The organism is Collinsella sp. AF29-7AC, assembly GCF_003475665.1.
Taxonomy (GTDB): Bacteria; Actinomycetota; Coriobacteriia; order Coriobacteriales; family Coriobacteriaceae; genus Collinsella.
In genome coordinates this window covers 66,783-85,061 of record NZ_QRQX01000002.1, presented here as the reverse complement: position 1 = coordinate 85,061, position 18,279 = coordinate 66,783, and the positions used below count along the sequence as shown (strand labels likewise).

Annotated in this window: 17 protein-coding genes; 13 read left to right on the top strand and 4 right to left on the bottom strand. The window is 58.5% G+C overall.

The window, feature by feature from the left end; all coding sequences use genetic code 11:
- Positions 1-36 precede the first annotated feature (36 nt).
- Entirely contained in the window at positions 37-447 is a 411-nt protein-coding gene (locus tag DWZ15_RS01145) for a peptide deformylase (protein WP_117655208.1), read from the bottom strand.
- A 204-nt stretch (positions 448-651) separates the two neighbouring features.
- Between DWZ15_RS01145 and DWZ15_RS01140 the strand changes: the two genes are divergently transcribed.
- Together DWZ15_RS01140 and DWZ15_RS01135 are read left to right on the top strand one after the other, a co-directional pair.
- A complete protein-coding gene (locus DWZ15_RS01140) occupies positions 652-2,067 on the top strand; it encodes an MFS transporter (RefSeq protein WP_118448779.1) in 1,416 nt (471 codons plus the stop codon).
- A 152-nt stretch (positions 2,068-2,219) separates the two neighbouring features.
- Positions 2,220-3,128, top strand: a complete 909-nt coding sequence (locus DWZ15_RS01135; RefSeq protein ID WP_118448777.1) for a hypothetical protein — start codon at positions 2,220-2,222, stop codon at positions 3,126-3,128.
- Between the two features lie 423 nt (positions 3,129-3,551).
- On the opposite strand, the gene pdxT is transcribed toward DWZ15_RS01135, so the two are convergent.
- Positions 3,552-4,139, bottom strand: a complete 588-nt coding sequence (gene pdxT, locus DWZ15_RS01130) for a pyridoxal 5'-phosphate synthase glutaminase subunit PdxT (protein WP_118270739.1) — start codon at positions 4,137-4,139, stop codon at positions 3,552-3,554.
- A gap of 20 nt (positions 4,140-4,159) precedes the next feature.
- On the bottom strand, positions 4,160-5,050 hold the full coding sequence (gene pdxS / locus DWZ15_RS01125) for a pyridoxal 5'-phosphate synthase lyase subunit PdxS (protein WP_117840755.1): 891 nt from the start codon (positions 5,048-5,050) through the stop codon (positions 4,160-4,162).
- Positions 5,051-5,195: 145 nt separating this feature from the next.
- Between pdxS and DWZ15_RS01120 the strand changes: the two genes are divergently transcribed.
- From DWZ15_RS01120 to DWZ15_RS10455, 3 genes are all read left to right on the top strand, one after another.
- On the top strand, positions 5,196-6,632 hold the full coding sequence (locus DWZ15_RS01120; protein WP_118448774.1) for a PLP-dependent aminotransferase family protein: 1,437 nt from the start codon (positions 5,196-5,198) through the stop codon (positions 6,630-6,632).
- Positions 6,633-7,175: 543 nt separating this feature from the next.
- Positions 7,176-7,418 (top strand): hypothetical protein, encoded by a 243-nt coding sequence (locus DWZ15_RS10385; RefSeq protein WP_147352297.1) that lies wholly within the window; start codon positions 7,176-7,178, stop codon positions 7,416-7,418.
- Between the two features lie 21 nt (positions 7,419-7,439).
- Positions 7,440-8,057: a hypothetical protein gene (locus DWZ15_RS10455; RefSeq protein ID WP_158572471.1), complete on the top strand. Its 618-nt coding sequence runs from the start codon at positions 7,440-7,442 to the stop codon at positions 8,055-8,057.
- Between the two features lie 242 nt (positions 8,058-8,299).
- Here DWZ15_RS10455 and DWZ15_RS01110 read toward each other — a convergent pair whose 3' ends face one another.
- Entirely contained in the window at positions 8,300-8,863 is a 564-nt protein-coding gene (locus DWZ15_RS01110) for a ferritin family protein (protein WP_070097113.1), read from the bottom strand.
- Positions 8,864-9,059: 196 nt separating this feature from the next.
- Between DWZ15_RS01110 and DWZ15_RS01105 the strand changes: the two genes are divergently transcribed.
- The 8 genes from DWZ15_RS01105 to DWZ15_RS01070 all read left to right on the top strand — a co-directional run bounded on the left by DWZ15_RS01105 (position 9,060) and on the right by DWZ15_RS01070 (position 18,220).
- Positions 9,060-10,337, top strand: a complete 1,278-nt coding sequence (locus tag DWZ15_RS01105; protein ID WP_369833162.1) for an iron-containing alcohol dehydrogenase — start codon at positions 9,060-9,062, stop codon at positions 10,335-10,337.
- Between the two features lie 8 nt (positions 10,338-10,345).
- Positions 10,346-11,725 (top strand): aldehyde dehydrogenase, encoded by a 1,380-nt coding sequence (locus DWZ15_RS01100; RefSeq protein ID WP_118448765.1) that lies wholly within the window; start codon positions 10,346-10,348, stop codon positions 11,723-11,725.
- A 264-nt stretch (positions 11,726-11,989) separates the two neighbouring features.
- The gene (locus DWZ15_RS01095; protein WP_118065551.1) at positions 11,990-12,169 is read left to right on the top strand and encodes a hypothetical protein; all 180 of its coding nucleotides are present in this window, start codon (positions 11,990-11,992) and stop codon (positions 12,167-12,169) included.
- Positions 12,170-12,235: 66 nt separating this feature from the next.
- The gene (locus DWZ15_RS01090) at positions 12,236-12,781 is read left to right on the top strand and encodes a metallophosphoesterase (RefSeq protein ID WP_118448762.1); all 546 of its coding nucleotides are present in this window, start codon (positions 12,236-12,238) and stop codon (positions 12,779-12,781) included.
- Between the two features lie 73 nt (positions 12,782-12,854).
- Complete coding sequence (locus DWZ15_RS01085; RefSeq protein WP_158572470.1) at positions 12,855-13,691, top strand: PRD domain-containing protein; 837 nt, start codon at positions 12,855-12,857, stop codon at positions 13,689-13,691.
- A gap of 340 nt (positions 13,692-14,031) precedes the next feature.
- The gene (locus DWZ15_RS01080; RefSeq protein ID WP_118448757.1) at positions 14,032-15,480 is read left to right on the top strand and encodes a PTS transporter subunit EIIC; all 1,449 of its coding nucleotides are present in this window, start codon (positions 14,032-14,034) and stop codon (positions 15,478-15,480) included.
- Between the two features lie 77 nt (positions 15,481-15,557).
- Positions 15,558-16,322 carry a ChbG/HpnK family deacetylase gene (locus DWZ15_RS01075; protein WP_089573337.1) on the top strand — a complete coding sequence of 255 codons (765 nt, stop codon included), beginning with the start codon at positions 15,558-15,560 and terminating at the stop codon, positions 16,320-16,322.
- Between the two features lie 140 nt (positions 16,323-16,462).
- Entirely contained in the window at positions 16,463-18,220 is a 1,758-nt protein-coding gene (locus DWZ15_RS01070; protein ID WP_118448754.1) for a DUF2130 domain-containing protein, read from the top strand.
- Positions 18,221-18,279: the final 59 nt, after the last annotated feature.

The window sequence follows — 18,279 nt, the reverse complement described above, 5'->3', positions numbered from 1 at the left end:
TGCAACGGAGGAAAGCAGGTCATTTTCCTTGGCTTTCTAGATAACGATTCCGCAACAGTGGTCGATTTCGTGTTGGATGATCTCGGCGGTGTAGCCCGAGAAGTTTTTGATGCGGTGGACGAAATTCTCGTCCAAATACTCAACCTTAATGCGGCGATAGCGAGTACAGGGGCGCTCGCCGGAAAGCGAGAGACATCCTTCGCTCGTCTGATAGGAATTGACCTGCTCAAGAATTTGAGGGTTGTACATCAGCAGCGCCCTGTTGCCGTCCTTTACGCAGATGATGCGTTTGCGCACGCCAATCATGTTGGCGGCAAGGCCCACGCACTCGTGCTCATGCTCATGGAGCGTATCCAGGAGGTCCTGCCCGGTCGCGGCATCGTCGGGTCCCGCGTCTTCGGAAGGCAGGCGCAAAAAGAACTCGGATTTCATGATGGGCTTAATCATGGCGGGCTCCTCATGTCTCGTGCTTTCGTGGACTTTTAATAATAGCGCGGAAGGAAAGCTGCGCGTCAGCGTTACAATCTTTCAACGTTGGACCATGTTGTCGGATCCGTCGCGTGCGGCGTCTGACGTAAGTCTAGGGCTCATGCTCGCCCTGGACTGTTCCTCTGGGGCGATGCGACTGTCGTTCCAAGAGGAAGGAAATGCATGGGGAGCAAATCTCAGCAACAAGTTCAAGCAACGCTATTGGCCACTTCGGCGTTTCTCGTCGTAATGTATATTGCAGCCTTTGTTGCCGCGTTTAACGAGAACATCATTAACGTGGCACTGCACGATATCATGGCGGCCTTTTCGGTGAGTGCCGCCACGGCGCAGTGGCTAGTTTCGGGCTACATGATCGTGACATCGATCTTTACGGCCATCATGGCCTATCTGTCCGGTCGTTTCTCGACGCGCAAGCTGCTGTTTTTCGCATGCGGATGCCTGGTCGCCGGCGAAGTCCTGTGCCTGGTCGCTCCGTCGTTTGCCGTTTTGCTGCCAAGTCGTATTTTGCAGGCTGCGGGATCGGGTATCTTGTTTCCGCTCATGATGAATGTGGTGCTATCTTGCGCCCCGCGCGAGAAACTCGGTCTGTATCTGAGCCTGGGCGGTGCCTGCATTACGCTAGGGCCGGCGTTCGGACCCGTGATCAGCGGTCTTATGTGCACGTTGTTTGGCTGGAGGGCGGTGTTCGTAGTGCCGCTGGTGGGCGGTGTCGTGGTCGCCGCTGCGGGCGCAAGGCTCGTTCGGAATGTCGGAAAGCGCTCGAATTCCACGCTTGATATTCTGTCGGTTGTTTTGCTCGCCGTCGGCATTACGGCGTTTGTGTATTCCGTAGGCGAGTTCTCGACCAATGTGATGACCGGTATCGTGGCGCTTTTCGCCGCTGTTGTGGTGCTCGGCCTGTTTGCGGTTCGTCAGCTCAAGCTCGAGCATCCGGTGCTTAACGTGCGCCCCATGGCGAGCGTTCGTTTTTGGCCTGCGTGCCTGCTTGTGGTGGTGTCGATGACGACGAGGTTCTCGATGAGCGTTTTGCTGCCGCTCTATTTTGAGGGCGCATACGGCATGACCGCACTTGTTGCTGGCTTGCTCATTTTGCCGGCGATTGCCTGCAACGCCGTGACCTCGATTGTGGGCGGACGCGTGATGGATGCCCGTGGTGCGTGGCCGCTGCTGCCGGTCGGCTTTGCCCTGATCGCTGTGGGGCAGACGGCAATCTCGATGACCGCGGCAAGCATGAACATCGGCGTTGTCGTGCTGCTGACCGTTGTGGTGTATGCCGGCGTCGGTTTGGTACTGAGCCCCTCGCAGACCGCCGGTTTGGAGACGCTTCCCGCCGCTGAGCATCCTCACGGAACGGCATTGCTTAACACGTGGAACATGATTGCCGCGTCGTTTGGTCCGTCGCTGTTTATCGGCCTGCTTTCGAGTTCTGCGGTGGCTGCTGGCGCCGCAGGCGTTGCGTCGGACGTTGCCCAGGCGATAGGATTTGCAGCCGCCGTGCGCGTGGCGGCCGTGATTGCCGTTGTCGGGTTCGCGGTGTCGCTGGTGTACGCTCGCCGCGAGTCGCACATGTCGCATTAATGTGTGCACATAGATTCTGCAGCTAGATTGGATGGCGACACCATAAACTAATGGACGTTTTGCCGAGAGGCATGAATGTATAAAGCGCAAAGAGTGCGCGACGGGCCCCGCGAATGGGGCGATGATGCCCGAGAGGGCCAAGAAGGAGTCTCATGTCCGAGAACGAAGAGATCATGAACGAGACCGAGAACGAGACCATGGCTGCCGAGGTCGAGGCAGTCGAGACCGTGGAGACCGAAGCTGCTGAGGTTGAGGCTGCTGACGAGGTTTCCGCCGAGGAGGCCGAGGTTGTCGAGGCCGCCGCTGATTACGATGACGAAGAGCTGATGGACAAGATGCAGAAGGCTGCCCGCCTGCTGCGCAGCCGTCGCTTTGCTATTTCCAAGGAGGAGGAAGCCAAGGCCGAGCGCATGGCGAACATCGAGCGCGCCATCAAGCTTCTTGACCTCAAGCCCAAGATGGAGCAGAAGGAAATGTCCGACCTGCTGGGCATGCGCCTTCGTGAGCTCGATGGCCTGATGGCCGAGGCCGAGGCTGCCGATCTGGTCGGCCGCATCGACGACGCCGAGGGCGATATGCGCAAGATCGTCGTCTTCGCTGCCGAGGATGCCGCTGAGGGCCTGACCGAGCTTGCCAACAAGAAGGAGAAGCTCCTGCCCGAGCTTTCTTACGAGGAGGCCACCGAGCTGATGGCCGCTCTCGATAAGGTTATCGCTCCGCTCGTCGCCATGGGCTTGGACGAGGACCGCGGTCCTCGCGGCGGCCGTGACGACCGCGGTGGCCGTGGCGGCGACCGTGGCGGCCGCGGCGGCTTTGGCGATCGCGGTGGCCGTGGCGGTGACCGCGGCGGCCGCGGTGGCGATCGCGGTGGCCGTGGCGGCTTTGGTGACCGTGGCGGCGACCGTGGCGGTCGCGGCGGCTTTGGCGGCAACCGTGGTGGCTATGGCGATCGCGGTGGCAACCGTGGCGGCTTCGGCGGCAACCGTGGTAACGACCGCGGCGGTCGCGGTGGCGATCGTGGCGGCCGCAACGGTGGCGGCTTCCGCGGCAACCGCTTTTAGTTGAGTTACGGCGTTTTACCAAACGCCGTAACTGCTCGACGCTGCAAACCCGCCAGAGCGGCAATCTGCCTTTCAACTTCGGCGGCATGACCAAAAAGGCAATGCCGCCTTGTTTCAAGGCACCTTGCTCGCTCTGGCGGGTTTTCGCTGTCGGTACCAAAGCATCGGCGTTGCCTTGATCCAAACCTACCAAAAAGGGACAGGTTTATTTTGGTCGGTTTTATCTGGGCAAACGTGGTCGTCTATCGCAATATGGTCGTTGGGGACGTTCTTGTTTGACTAGTCGTTTAAGAACGTCCCCAACGACTACATAGCATGAGAGTGGATAATCTCCCGGTTTGAGCCTGCATTCAAGCTCAAAGTGGGAGATTATCCACTCTCATTTGTTGTATGTCCGAAAATCCACGCTCGTTTAAATTCTGCCTACATTTGCAGGAACAGTTCGTGGAGGCGGGTGTCTTCGTCGAGCTCGGGGTGGAAGGTGACGCCGAGCTGGTTGCCTTGGCGGGCGGCGACGATGCGACCGTCGACTTCGGCTAGGGCCTCAGTGTCGCCGTGCACTTCGACGATGCGGGGCGCGCGGATAAACGTCAGCGGCACCTCACAGTCGATACCGCCTACCTGCCCCTTGGTGCGAAAGCTGCCGAGCTGTCTGCCGTAAGCATTGCGCTCAACGAGCACATCCATGGTTGCCAAGCGCGGCGTCCCCTTATCGTCGTGGGCGGCAAGATCGCGCGCCAACAGAATCAAGCCGGCGCAGGTGCCCAGGACGGGCATGCCCTCAACAATGCGGGTGCGAAGCTCATCGAGCATACCAAGCTCGGCAAGTAACTTGCCCTGAACGGTGGACTCGCCGCCGGGGAGGACCAGGCGGTCAAAGTTCTGCTGCAAATCGGCCGCCTGCCTCATCTCGATACAACGTGCGCCCAGCTCGGACAGTCTTGCCTCGTGCTCGGCAAAAGCGCCCTGGACCGCCAGCACGGCGACCGTTTGGTCTGCATAATCGCTCATGTGCGATCCTTTCTGCTGGACTAGCGCCCGCGCTCCTCCATGATGATCTCGATTTCGTCGGCGTTGATGCCCACCATGGCCTCGCCCAGGTCCTCCGAAAGCTCGGCGATGAGCTTGGCGTCGGTGAAGTTTGCCACGGCCTTGACGATGGCGGCGGCGCGCTTGGCGGGGTCGCCGCTCTTAAAGATGCCCGAGCCAACAAAGACGCCCTCGGCGCCCAGCTGCATCATCAGCGCGGCGTCGGCGGGGGTCGCGACTCCGCCGGCGGCAAAGTTTACGACGGGGAGCTTGCCCGCGGCATGGACCTCGCGCACCAGCTCGACCGGAACCTGCAGCTGCTTGGCTGCCTCAAAGAGCTCGTCGTCGCGCAGGGCAACAACGTCGCGGATCTGCTTTTGGATCTTGCGCATATGGCGCACGGCCTGAACGACGTCGCCCGTGCCCGGCTCGCCCTTGGTGCGAATCATCGTGGCGCCCTCGGCAACACGGCGCAGTGCCTCGCCCAGATCGCGGGCGCCGCAGACAAACGGCACGTCAAACTGGGTCTTGTCGATGTGATAGACATCATCGGCGGGGGAGAGGACCTCGGATTCGTCGATGTAGTCGATTTCGATGGCCTGCAGGATCTGCGCCTCGACAATGTGGCCGATGCGGCACTTGGCCATAACGGGGATGGAGACAGCTTTTTGGATGCCCTTGATCATCTTGGGATCACTCATGCGCGAGACGCCGCCTGCGGCGCGGATGTCGGCCGGGATGCGCTCGAGCGCCATGACGGCGCAGGCGCCCGCCTCCTCGGCGATGCGTGCTTGCTCGGGCGTGGTGACGTCCATGATGACGCCGCCCTTGAGCATCTGCGCGAGCTCGCGATTGAGTTTGACGCGATCGGCCTTGCTGGTCTGTTCTGCCATGGTTGCTCCCTTGGTTGGCATGTGCATTGCTTAACGGAACATCCTATCGGGGAGCTGGGTATGGCGAAATACTCAGTTTTCGAGATAATAACAAGGTCAGACTAATGCCAGATTGAATGATTCAATAAGGTCAGGTGATAGACCCATGCTTGACTACAATTTGGAAAATCGCGGCGAAGCATCGCTTTATGAGTATGTTTACCAGCAAATTCGCGATGATATTGTTGCTGGCCGTATTGCGGCGGGGGAGCATCTGCCGTCTAAGCGCGCCTTTGCGAGTCATCTGGGTATCAGTGTCATTACCATCGAGAATGCATATAGCCAGTTGCTTGCCGAGGGCTATATTTGCTCAATGCCGCGTCGTGGCTACTACGCGTGCGAGCTCCCGGATGCGCCGGTTTTGGCTTTGGCTGCGGGGGATATCGACCGAGATGCTGTCCCTGTTGGTCCCAGCGCGCATGATGCCATGGGGCAGGCAGAGCGATTCGACGCACTTTCTCCTTCCGCTTTGGAGGCGGCGCGGCTTTGGCAAAGTGCGCTACGGGCGACGCTGACGTCCGAAGACGAACGTGAAATCTTTTCGCCCGCACCGGCGCAGGGCACCGCTCGACTGCGACGTGCGATTGCGCGCCATCTGCGCGGGACAAGGGGCATGAATGTCAATCCCGACAATATCGTTATCGGTGCGGGCGCCCAGCTGCTCGATACCATGTTGGTTCAGTTGCTTGGCGCGGACAAGGTGTATGCCGTCGAGGATCCAGGCTATTTGCGCTTGACGCGCATCTATCAGGCCATGGGTTGCGAAGTGCGGCATGTCCCGTTGGATGCTGAGGGCGTGGACTTGAGCGCGCTGCAGAAAACCGGGACCGATGTCCTTCACCTGATGCCGTCTCATCAGTATCCGACCGGTCTTGTGACGAGCATTGCACGTCGCTATGCGTTGCTGAGCTGGGCCGCCGAGCGGCCAGGTCGGTATCTCATCGAAGACGACTTTGATTGTGAGTTTCGCCTTGCCGGCAAGCCGATTCCCGCGCTCGCGTCGATCGATGCCGCCCAGTCGGTTATCTACACCAACACGTTTTCGAAGAGCCTTTCATCGGCGTTACGTTTGGCGTACATGGTGCTGCCCGATGAACTAATGGAGAGGTTTAAACGCAACCTTGGTTTCTACGCCTCGTCGGTAAGTTCTGTTGATCAGGTTGCCTTGGCGCGTTTGCTGGAATCGGGTGATTACGAGCGACATGTGAACCGCGTGCGCGTTCGTGCTCGCGAGGCGCGTGATGGCCTGGCGGCGCTTGTACGGAAAGCGTTTCCGGCAGGGGAAGTCTCGATCGAGTACGCGGACGCCGGCCTTTACTGCGTCGTGGCCGTGGAACGTGACGCGGGCGGAAGCTCTTTTGCACGGGCCCTCACGCGCTCGAGCATCCCTTATATCGATATCAATGACTGCTTTTGGTGCGCTGATGACGCGCCTGTCCCTGAAAACCCGACTCGAATCCTTGTCCAGTATGACGATCTGAGTCCAAAAGTACTAACTACCTTGGAATTGCAGCTAATGGGGGGCACTCTGCAACCTAAGTGAGTAGACTTTTAGCACTTTGGCGACCAGGTAGTTTTGTAACAAGCTATCTACCTGCGGTTTTGAAAAGCAGGATGACCGGCCTGCTCGGGATGTTCAAAAAAGTCTACTCACTTGCCGCGCAAAGCTCCTGCATGAGAAAAAAAATGGGGTTTTCAACAGGGCTTCGTCCAGCTCTCGGCAAGCTTTTGGCCAGTTGGGGAGGGCTGTTGAAAACTTGGCAGTCTGTTCGGCGCCATTTTTGGTGCGTTCGCGCCAATGCGTGACTGACTGGGTTGAAATTCGTGTTTTCCTGTGCCTATGAAGAATCTACTTTGTGACATATCAGCTTTTAGGTACTGGCGTTTGCCTCCTCAAGTCCGCGCTTTGTGTCCGCCGCTTCCACGACCGGAAGAAGACCGGCAGCGATATGATCTCGCCCGCAACCCGACGGCTGCGGTCGCGCTCGGTTTTCCGTTGTATACATTGGTTCGGTCGAGAAACAAACGGACTTGTCCTGCCAGCATTAGGCAGCGGCTGTTTCTTGGTGAGCTTCCCAGGGAATCCGTGCTGGAAACGGAGCATGGGGTTTTGATTACGTCTCCTCTACTGACGGCATTCATCATGTTGCGGCATCTGACGGATCTTCAGCTTCTTTTGGTATTGGCGGAGATGTGTGGCTTGTTTGCGGTGTGTGCCCTGCCGGCGGCACTTGAGGCGGAGCTTTCGCGTGCAATTGATTCGGGCGCGATTTCGACAACGTTCGGTTGGGTGCGCTGCCCGTCCGAGGACGGCACCGCCTCAAATTAATGGCGTCGAGACGCTTTGGTTTTGGGTGGAGATCTTGACCGTTTTTGTTCAGATGTTTGTGGGATGCGTTACGGCAATAGATTTATAGCGGTATCGCAACTCGTTCCATTGGGCGCCGCGTCGCCTTTTGAGGTCGAGGCGTATTTGCTACTTGCACTGCCGCGATCCCTGGGAGGCGAAGGTTTTTGCGGCATAGAGCTCAATGTTGAAGTGATGCTAAGCACAAGTGCTCGAGCGATTGTGGGAAAGTCCCGTGTATATATCGACCTACTTCTTTTTTCGCCGGACGGCAGGCGACAAGTGGCCATTGAATGTCAGGGAAAGGCCTCGCACGGACGCGCAGGGGATGGCTTGCGTGATGCAGACCGCATGACGGCGCTTCAGGCTATGGGCTACGACGTGATTCTCCTGACACACAGACAGATATCCGATGAGGATAGATTCCGCGCGATCGTTAAGGCCGTATGCAGGATGCTCGATGCTGAATATCGTGATAAAAGCTCAGATGAGCAAAGGGCTGAGACATTACTCCGGTCTGAACTGTTCGTTGACTGGACAAAATTGGGAGTAATTGACGGAAAGATGCCCGTTAGACACAAAACAGCTCGATCGTGGACGGCTGCGGTTCTAAGTGAGTAGGCTTTTGGCACTTTGGCGACCAGGCCGTTTTGAAACAAGTCATTTACCTGTGACTTTATAAAGCAATACGGATGGTCTGCTCGGCAAGTTTCGAAAAGTCTACTCACTTAGTTTTTGACGAGAGACCGATGCCGAAGATAGCTCTATTTCAGGGCGTTTACGAGTTCTCGAGACACGAAAAAAGGCCCGAACCATGCAGCCCGGGCCTTATGAAGCTAGAGATTATCTCTCAGGCTGCTGGCTTAGCCAAAGTAGCGCTTGAGCAGGCCGGCGAAAGCCTTGCCGTGGCGAGCCTCGTCGCGAGCCATCTCGTGCACGGTGTCGTGGATGGCATCGAGGCCAGCGGCCTTGGCGCGCTTGGCAAGATCGGTCTTGCCGGCGGTGGCGCCGTTCTCGGCCTCAACGCGCATTTCGAGGTTCTTCTTGGTGGAGTCGGTCACGACCTCGCCCAGGAGCTCAGCGAACTTGGCGGCGTGCTCGGCCTCCTCGTGGGCAGCCTTCTCCCAGTACAGGCCGATCTCGGGATAGCCCTCGCGATGAGCGACGCGAGCCATGGCCAGGTACATACCGACCTCAGAGCACTCGCCCTCAAAGTTGGCGCGCAGATCGGCAACGATGTCCTCGGAGACGCCCTCCATCTTGGCGACGCCCACGACGTGCTCGGCAGCCCACTCGAGCTGGCCCTCCTCCTGCTTCAGGAAGCGAGAGCCGGGAACGCCGCACTGGGGGCACTTGAAATCCTCGGGCAGCTGGTCGCCGTCGAACTCTTCCACATAACCGCAAACGGGGCAAACAAACTTCATGATTCGATCCTTTCGATCGATGGCGATGGTGCGCTCGTCCGGTCCCGTAAGGGCCCTCTCCGGACGTGCGTCTTGACGAGTTCTATTATCCATAAATGAGACCGAATGTGAAGCCTATTAGGAATGATTTTTAATAAAACAATTTAAGCATGTGTAGATGTTGATTGATTAACGATTGCTAGACCTCGTGCGACCTCCGATGAGTACAATCGGTCGAGCAAATGTTGACCAATCAACAAATGAAGGAGCTTCCTTTATGCATCTAGCCCGCCGCGCCTGGTGCCGAACGTATCAAACGGTTTTTCGCATCGCATTGCCGGTGCTGCCCTATACCGAGCCACGCATTTTAGAGCACGCTGAGGAAGTGCCCGCAGTGCTTCAAAAGCGTTCAATACACCATGTTCTTATCGTGACAGATCCCGGCATTGCCCGTCTGGGGCTCACGGCACCGCTCGAGACAGCGCTCGCGTCCAAGGGAATTAGCGCTGCGGTCTATGCCGAAACACGTGCGAACCCCACGGTCTCAAACGTGGAGGAAGCGGCATCTCTGTATCGAGAGAGCACCTGCCAGGCCATTATCGGCTTTGGCGGCGGTTCGGCCATGGACTGCGCCAAGGGCGTGGGCGCGCGCATCGCGCAGCCAAAGAAGCCCATCAACAAGATGCGCGGCCTGTTGCGTATCCATCGTCGCCTGCCGCTGCTCATCGCCGTTCCCACCACGGCGGGCACGGGAAGCGAGGTCACGCTTGCAGCGGTAATTACCGACGACGAGACGCACTACAAGTATCCCATTAACGACTTTGTGCTGATCCCGCGCTTTGCGGTGCACGACCCCGAGTTTACGCGCGGCCTGCCCGCCTCCATTACGGGGCAAACGGGCATGGACGCCCTGACGCATGCCGTCGAGGCCTTTATCGGGCGCAGCACCACGCCCTATACGCGCAAGATGGCGCGCCAGGCGGTGCAGCTCATCCACGACAATTTGCTCGAGGCCTATGAGTGCGGTGGCAACATGCGTGCGCGCCGCAATATGCTTTCGGCGGCGTATAAAGCGGGCGTTGCCTTTACACGCTCTTATGTTGGATACGTCCATGCCATCGCGCACAGCCTGGGCGGGCGTTACGGGATTCCCCACGGCTTGGCCAACGCCATCATCCTGCCGCACATGCTTCGCGCCTATGGCGAAGCTGCTGCTCCCAAGCTCGCCGATCTCGCCCGCATGGCCGGCATTGCGCCGGCTAATGCGCTGGACAACGTGGCTGCTGAGGCCTTTATCGATTGGGTCGACCGCATGAACGCCGCCTTGGGCATACCCAAATATGTGACGGGCATTCGCCGCTCCGACATTCCTGAGATGGCGGCGCATGCCGATGCCGAGGCCAATCCCCTGTACCCCGTTCCGCTTTTAATGGACCGTTTGGAGCTCGAGCATATGTACGAGGTCGTTGCGGGTGGTATGTTTGAAGACGAGAACTAGGAGGGCCCATGAACACCGAGGAAATCGCGCGCATCGTTGCCGATCAGCGCGCCTATTTTAAGACGCACGCCACGTTTGATGTCAACGCTCGCCGTCGCGCGCTCGTGAGCTTGCGCGACGCAGTGCGGGCGCACGAAGCCGATATTGCCCATGCGCTCAAGACCGATCTGGGTAAGTCACATGACGAAGCCTATATGTGCGAGATCGGCACCTCGCTTTCCGAGATCCGTCATCAGATTGCGCACGTGGCTCGATGGAGTCGTCCGCGCCTGCGCCCGTGCGACCTCGCCAACGCCGTGAGTGTGTGCAAGACGCAAGCCGTGCCCTATGGCGTCGCGCTCATCATGGCCCCCTGGAACTACCCGTTTTTGCTAACGCTCGAGCCGCTCGCTGGCGCTCTTGCCGCAGGCAACACCGTGGTCATCAAGCCGAGTGCCTATGCTCCGGCATCGAGTGCGGTGCTCAAGCAGATCTGTGAAGAGGCATTTGATCCGTGCCTGGTGACGGTTGTCGAGGGCGGGCGCGCCGAGAACGAAGCGCTGCTCGACGAGTGCTGGGACAAGATCTTCTTTACCGGTAGCGTTCCGGTCGGCAAGTTCGTTATGGAGCGCGCAAGTAAAAACCTTACGCCCGTGACGCTTGAGCTGGGCGGGAAGAGTCCCTGCATCGTGGATGCGACGGCTAACTTGAAGGTCGCGGCGCGCCGTATCGCCTTTGGTAAATGGCTCAACGTGGGGCAGACTTGCGTGGCGCCCGACTACCTGCTGGTCGATACGCGCGTGCACGACGAGCTGCTGGGTCTCATCAAGGAAGAGGTCCGCCGTATGTTTGGCGAGCATCCGCTCGATAACGAGGATTACGGGCATATCGTCAACGCCAAGCATTTTGCGCGCGTGCGCGGGCTGATCGATCCCGATAAGGTCGTGCTTGGAGGTACCGCGCGCGAGACTTCGCTCAAGATTGAGCCGACGATTTTGGACGGCGTGGCGCCTGAGGACGCCGTAATGCAGGAGGAGATTTTCGGCCCCATCTTGCCGGTGCTGACGTTTGAGAGCTTGGATGAGGCCGAGGCGTTCATCACGAATCACCCGACGCCGCTGGCCCTGTATGTCTTTAGTCAGGATCGCGCGGTTCAGCAGCGCTTTGTGCGCTACGTACCCTTTGGCGGCGGCTGCGTTAATGACACGATCATGCATCTGGCTACGAGCCATATGGGCTTTGGTGGCATGGGCGCGAGCGGCATGGGGCAGTACCATGGCCGCGAGAGCTTCGATACGTTTAGTCACAAGAAGAGCATCGTGAACAAGGCAACCTGGCTCGACGTGCCATTCCGCTATGCTCCTTACGCAAGCTGGAAGCACAAGTTCGTGCGCATGTTTGTGCATTAGAATCAGATGACATAGGGATAAACAAAGTGGCCGTCCCCGCGTAAGCGAAGACGGCCATTTCTCACGATGAAAACGTGTATCGGAGTTGGCAAGACCCGCTGCCACGGGTGCCATCCGTGTTCCTATCTTATCTGCAAGCGTTCCGTTGCGCAAGCGTTGCGGCAAACGATTGAAAGACACGGACGGGGTGAATTTGTGTCCGCACGAACCCGTAGACTTCTCAACTATGTGGTGGATACTCGCTAATCGGTGATGGAGGCGGTCATGTTTGATGACGATGACCTGTTCAATCTGGTAGACGATCCGTTTGAGTGGGATTCGCTGCTCGATGACGATGAGTTGGAGCAGGACCGCAAAAAGCAAAAGGATAAGAACGCCCGGGGTAAAGGTTCGAATAAAAAGGACAAGCGCCGCCGAGGTCTGTTCGGTGGGCTCTTTGGGTAATTGTCTCGTCGCTGCGTCTGTATACTAGACAGGTCTTATACGCGTTGCGAAATGAGGACATAGACGATGATGTGGTTTACCGCCGACCTGCACCTGGGCGATACGAATATCCTGCACGACATGGATCGACCGTTTGACTCGGTCGAGGAGATGAACCGCCGTGTCATCGATGCCATCAACGAGTGCGTGGCTGTGGACGACCGCCTTTATGTCCTGGGAGACTTTACGTATCGATTGCCCCTGGCGGAAGCGGTGCGCCTGCGCGAGCGCATCGAATGTCAGAACGTAACGCTCATCTGCGGTAACCATGACGGCGACTGGGAAGATCCAGACGCGCCGCACATTTGGGATGAGGTGCGCGATTATCTGGAGGTCGCCCCCGGTTACGCTAAGGGCCATCGCCTGGTAATGAGCCATTACCCCATGCTCAGCTGGAACGGCAAGGCGCGTGGCGCCATCATGTTGCACGGGCACATTCACAGCAGGGGAGACCGCACCAACGCGCGCAACCGCGATCGCGAGCGCCCCATCTTTCGCTATGATGTCGGCCTCGATGCCAACGAGTACAAGCCCGTAAGCCGTGACCAAATCCTAGGCTTCTTTGGACTGTAGCTGTAAGTGCAGGTAGAATGAACGCGCCGCGCGGATGGTCTGTGCGGCGCGTTTCAGTAGGAGCGATGAATCCATGAGGGCTATCCAGCGCATTAACCATAACGCTGCCATCTGCGAAGACGGCGCGGGGCGTCAGCTTATCGCGCTGGGCCGCGGTATCGGCTTTGGCGATATGCCGCATGAGGTCGACCTGGATGTCATCACGCGTACCTTTTACGGCATCGATTCAAAGTACCTGGCGTTTATCGATGAGGTCGATCCCGAGGTGCTGGAGTTTTCTGCTCAGCTGGCCGATATCGCGACCGGACAGCTTTCGTACGAATTGAGTCCTAACCTTCCCATTACATTGGCAGACCATATTCAGTTTGCCATTAAGCGCGCCCGCGAACACATGGTGGTGTCGTTGCCGCTTGAGCGCGATCTTGAGCAGCTGCATCCCATCGAATACCGCTTGGGCGAGCTGGCTGTTCGCGGTATCCAGAAGAGCTTTCATGTGCGCATGCCCCGAAGCGAGGCCGCGGGCATTGCCATGTCGATTGTCAACGCATCGGTTAAGCCGAGCGAGCGGCGCGTGCTTGCCGAGCAGCACGAGGAGCGACTGCTCGATATGACGGTCGCGATTATTCAAGAAGAGTTGGGTGTGACGGTCGATCGCTCGTCGTTCGCCTTTGCCCGCTTTGCCACTCATGTGCGCTATCTGCTCGACCGCGTGGCAAAGAAAGAGCCGATCGATACCGAGAACTCCGGTCTTTACGACGTGCTCGTGGAGCAGTATCCGGCGGCATCGCGTTGCGCTCACCGTGTCGACGATCTGATTCAAGAGACCTTTGGCGAGCCATTGGCCCAAGAGGGGCTCGTCTATCTGATCATGCATGTGAATCGCGTGGCTTCTGTCCACTCGGATAAATAGGCTCTCTGGTATTTCCTTTCCGTCATGGCGACCGTTCGCGGGTCGTTTGCTACCGTTCGTCGGTAATCTGAGCCGCAACGAACGCATCTGCCGCATATACTCGCCGTGTGTTGGGTGTTACTCACGGCGCAGCTCCGAGAGGCACTACCGATTCTGCCGAGACCATAATTGGGTCTCTGTCGGTTGTGCGCGGGGCTTTTTTCATGTCGATCCACCCGGGAATCACATGCAAATCAATCTCTTGCCAACTGGTATCGCGCGCTGCGCAGGCGCGAGCGGAATCGTGCGTCTTGGTGCCGTGAAGTCCCACGGCCTTTAGTTGGAAGAGAAGGGATTCGACATGACTGTCGATAACAAGAAGATTGCCGAGGACGTGCTCGCTGCCGTCGGCGGCGCCTCCAATGTGACGAACGCGACGCACTGCATGACCCGCTTGCGTCTGAACCTCAAAGATCAGTCCATTCCCAATGATAATGAAGTTAAGAAGATCAAGGGTGTGTTGGGCGCACAGTGGTCTGGCGGCCAGTATCAGGTCATCATTGGCCAGAACGTGCCGAAGGTCTATGACGCCGCCATTGCGCTGGGCGTCAAGGGCGAAGGCTCCATTGACGAGAACCTCGATGACGGCACCAAGGAGCCACTGACGGTCAAGACTGCGGGCAAGAAGGCCCTTAACTACCTGTCCAAGACAATGTGCATGACGATCCCCATTATCATGGGCGCCGCCATGTTCCGCACGCTTGCCGTACTTTGCGGCGACGGCATGCTCGGTATCTGGTCTGCAGATTCTGACATCTACAACTTCTTCTACAACTGGATTTACAACGCCGGCTATTATTTCCTCCCTGTCTATCTGGGTTGGGCTGCCGCAAAGCAGCTCGGCTGCAGCCAGCCGCTCGGCATGATGCTCGGCGGCGTGCTCATTGCCCCCGAGTTCATGACGTTGGTCAACGCCGCTGCGGATTCTGGTGCTACGATCACGATGGTTTACGGCGTGCTCCCGGCTCAGCTGAACAACTATTCTGCGACCGTGCTTCCCATGCTGCTGTCTATGCCGGTGCTGATGGTCGTCGAGAAGTTCATGAAGAAGATCATCCCCGACATGCTCTCCACGGTGTTTGTGCCCGTGTGCACCATGGCTGTGATGACCCCCGTTTCCCTGTGCGCCCTAGCTCCGATTGGTTCCATTCTGGGCGACCTGGTCGGCAACTTTATGTTCGGCCTCGGAAACGCTGGCGGCATCGTCACGATCCTCTCCCTCGTCGCCATTGCCGCGCTTTGGGAGTTCCTGGTTATGACCGGTATGCACCAGGTTCTGATTGCCCTCGGCATTGTGCAGGTGCTCACCTCAGGGTCTGACTCCTGCGTTATGGTCGCGGGTGCTATCGCTCAGTTCGCCACGTGGGGCATGGCCTTCGGCGCCTTCCTGCGCCTTAAGGAGACTGACGAAAAGGGTGCCATGCTTGGTTTCTCGCTCTCCGGCATTGTCGGCGGCGTGACGGAGCCCGCGCTGTATGGCTGCGGCTTTAAGTACACCCGCTGCTTGGGTGCCATGGTTGCCGGCGGCGCTATCGGCGGCCTGATCGCGGCTCTTACCAATGTGACGACGTATGTTTTGGGCGCGACGAATATTCTGGGTATCACCGGATATGTTGCCGGCGGAACTGCCAATCTCGTATGGGGGTGCATTGCATCGGGTGCCGCGTTTGTTTCCGCCGCCGCCATCGCTTATCTCTTTGGTTTCACCAAAGAGCAGCTCGATGAGGACGCTGCCGCCGCCAAGGCCTAAAGCGTCTGTTCGGTAAGATAATTGCCTGGGGCACTTGGTTGCACTTCAAGTGCCCCTTTCCATAGATGGGGGTCAATATGAAGCAATTGCTCATTCGTGCCGATGATATTGGTTATTCGTATGCCGTTGACTTGGGGATTGCCCGCAGTATCAATGAGGGCCTGGTGCGCTCGGCGGGCCTGATGCCCAATATGCCCGAAGCTGAGCGCGGCTGGTCGCTCGTGGCGGATGCCGGCATTGCGGTGGGCCAGCATACCAACGTATGCCTGGGCAAGCCGTGTGCCGACCCGGCGCTCATTCCGAGCATGCTCAACGAGAACGGTGAGTTCCATAGCAGCCGTACCTTCCGCGAGCACTTTAAGCGCGGCGAGGAGTTGATAGACTTCGACGAGGCCTGCATCGAGATTCGCGCGCAGCATGACCGCTTTGTCGAGATCGTGGGCCGCGAACCCGATTATTTTGAGGCCCATGCCGTCATGAGCAAAAACCTTAACCGCGCGATCTCGACGGTTGCCCAAGAGCTGGGCCTTAAGGAGCAAAAGGCGAGCTTCGACCCCACGGCGGTGGTGCATTGCGGAGATACCGACCTGCGGATGGTGATGCACTCGATGGAGCCGGGCTACGAACCCAAGGACTCGATTATGCAGGCGGTTCGAGAGATGGAGGACGGCGAGACGGTCGTCTTTGTGTGCCATCCGGGCTATCTCGATCGTTTTATCCTCGAGAGCAGCTCGCTTACGACCGATCGTGCCAAGGAAGTTGATGCACTCATCGACCCCGAGCTTTGCGCTTGGCTTGAGTCTCAACCCAATCTTCGCCTGATCGACTACCGCGACCTGTAAGGATCCAAGCCACCACAAAGGGGACAGTCACCTTTGTGGTGGTTCTGGCGCCGTTGCCATTATGGCGGCGGCGCCTTTTTTTGTCCGTGCGGCGCGGTAGAGTGTATGCGGTTGAAGTTTGCGTCCATCGAGGAGCTGCCATGAACGAGATTAAGTGCCCGCATTGCGGCGAAGTATTTAAGGTCGATGCGTCCGGCTATGCGGATATCGTCAAGCAAGTGCGCGATGCCGAGTTCTCGCACGACCTGGCAGAGCGTGTGAAGGCAGTCCAGCGCGAGGGCGAGCAGGCGCTGGAGCTTGAGCGTTCGCGTTCGACGGCCGCTTTGCAAAAGGCGGAGTCTCAGCGTAACGCTCAGCTTGTCGAGCAAAAGAACGCTGCAGCTCAACAGCTGGCACAAGAGGTCGCCAAGCGCGATGCCGAGCTTGCCGAGCTGCGCGCCAAGCTCGAGGGCGCTGCCGCGGAGCGCGAGAGCGCAAGCCAGCGCGCGGCGGTCGAGGCCCGCGCCGACGCTCAAAAGGAGAATGCTGAGCTCCAACGCGAAGTCGATAACTTGCGTGCGCAGCTAGAGCGCAAGGATGACGAAGCAAAGCTTGCCGAGTCAGCGGCGCGCAACGCTGCCCAAAACGATGTGGCTGTGCGTGATGCCCAGATTGCCGAGCTGCAGGCCAAGCTTGCCGCAGCGGACAAGGCCCAGGAGATGGCGCTTGCCGCTGCCGCGGCTGAGTCACAGCGCGAGCTCGATGCCGCTCGCAGCGAGGCCGAGCGCACGCTTGCCGACTATCAGGCTAAGGTGCAGGAGAAGTTTTCCGCCGCAAAGGCTCAGTCTGAGCAGGAGGCCGAGGGGCTGCGCGCCCAGCTGCGCGAGCAGGAACTGAGGGCAAAAATGAATCTGTCGGAGGCGGTTGCCGCGGCGGAGCGAGAGCGCGACGAGGCGCGTGCCAAACTGACGAGCGAGCTTGCGGTGCGCGATTCGCGCGAGGAGCAGGCCAAGGCGGCACACGAACTCGAGCTTGCGCAGACCAAACGGGCGAACGATGAGCTGATTCGCTACAAGGATGAAGAGATCGAGCGCCTTAAGGACATGAAAGTCCGCCTGTCCACCAAGATGGTGGGCGAGTCGCTCGAGCAGCACTGCGAGACCGAGTTTAACCGTCTGCGCATGACGGCGTTTCCTAACGCGTACTTCGAGAAAGATAACGATGCGTCCGAGGGCACCAAGGGCGACTTTATCTTCCGCGAGTGCGATGCGAGCGGCAACGAGATCGTTTCGATCATGTTCGAGATGAAAAACGAGAACGACGAGACCGCGACCAAGCATAAAAACGAGGACTTCTTTAAGAAGCTCGATCACGATCGTCGCCAGAAAGGCTGTGAGTACGCGGTGCTCTGCACGCTGCTCGAGCCCGAGAGCGAGCTCTATAACGCGGGGATCGTGGACGTGAGCTATCGCTACGAGAAGATGTACGTGATCCGCCCGCAGTTCTTCATTCCCATGATCACACTGCTGCGCAACGCCGCCATGGGTTCGCTTCGCTATAAGCAGGAGTTGGCGGAGTACAAGCAGCAGAATATCGATGTTACGAACTTCGAAGCCAAGATGGAAAAGTTTAAGGATGGCTTCTCGCGTAACTACAACCTGGCGAGTAAGCAATTCGAGTCGGCGATCAAGGAAATCGATGCCGCCATCAAGCAGCTCGAGAAGACCAAGGACGACCTGCGCCGCAGCACCGAGAACCTGCGCCTGGCCCACAACAAAGCTGATGAGCTTACCATTCGCAAGCTCACATGGGGCAACAAAACCATGAAGGCCGCATTTGACGAGGCGCGCGAGGCCGCGCCAGAGACAAACGATGATCCGGCCGAGGCAGATTCGTATGAGGTCGAGGATGCCGAGTAGGGCATAGCAGATCGTGTAAAAGCGGGGCCGCCGGCGATGTTGCCAGCGGCCCCGCTTCG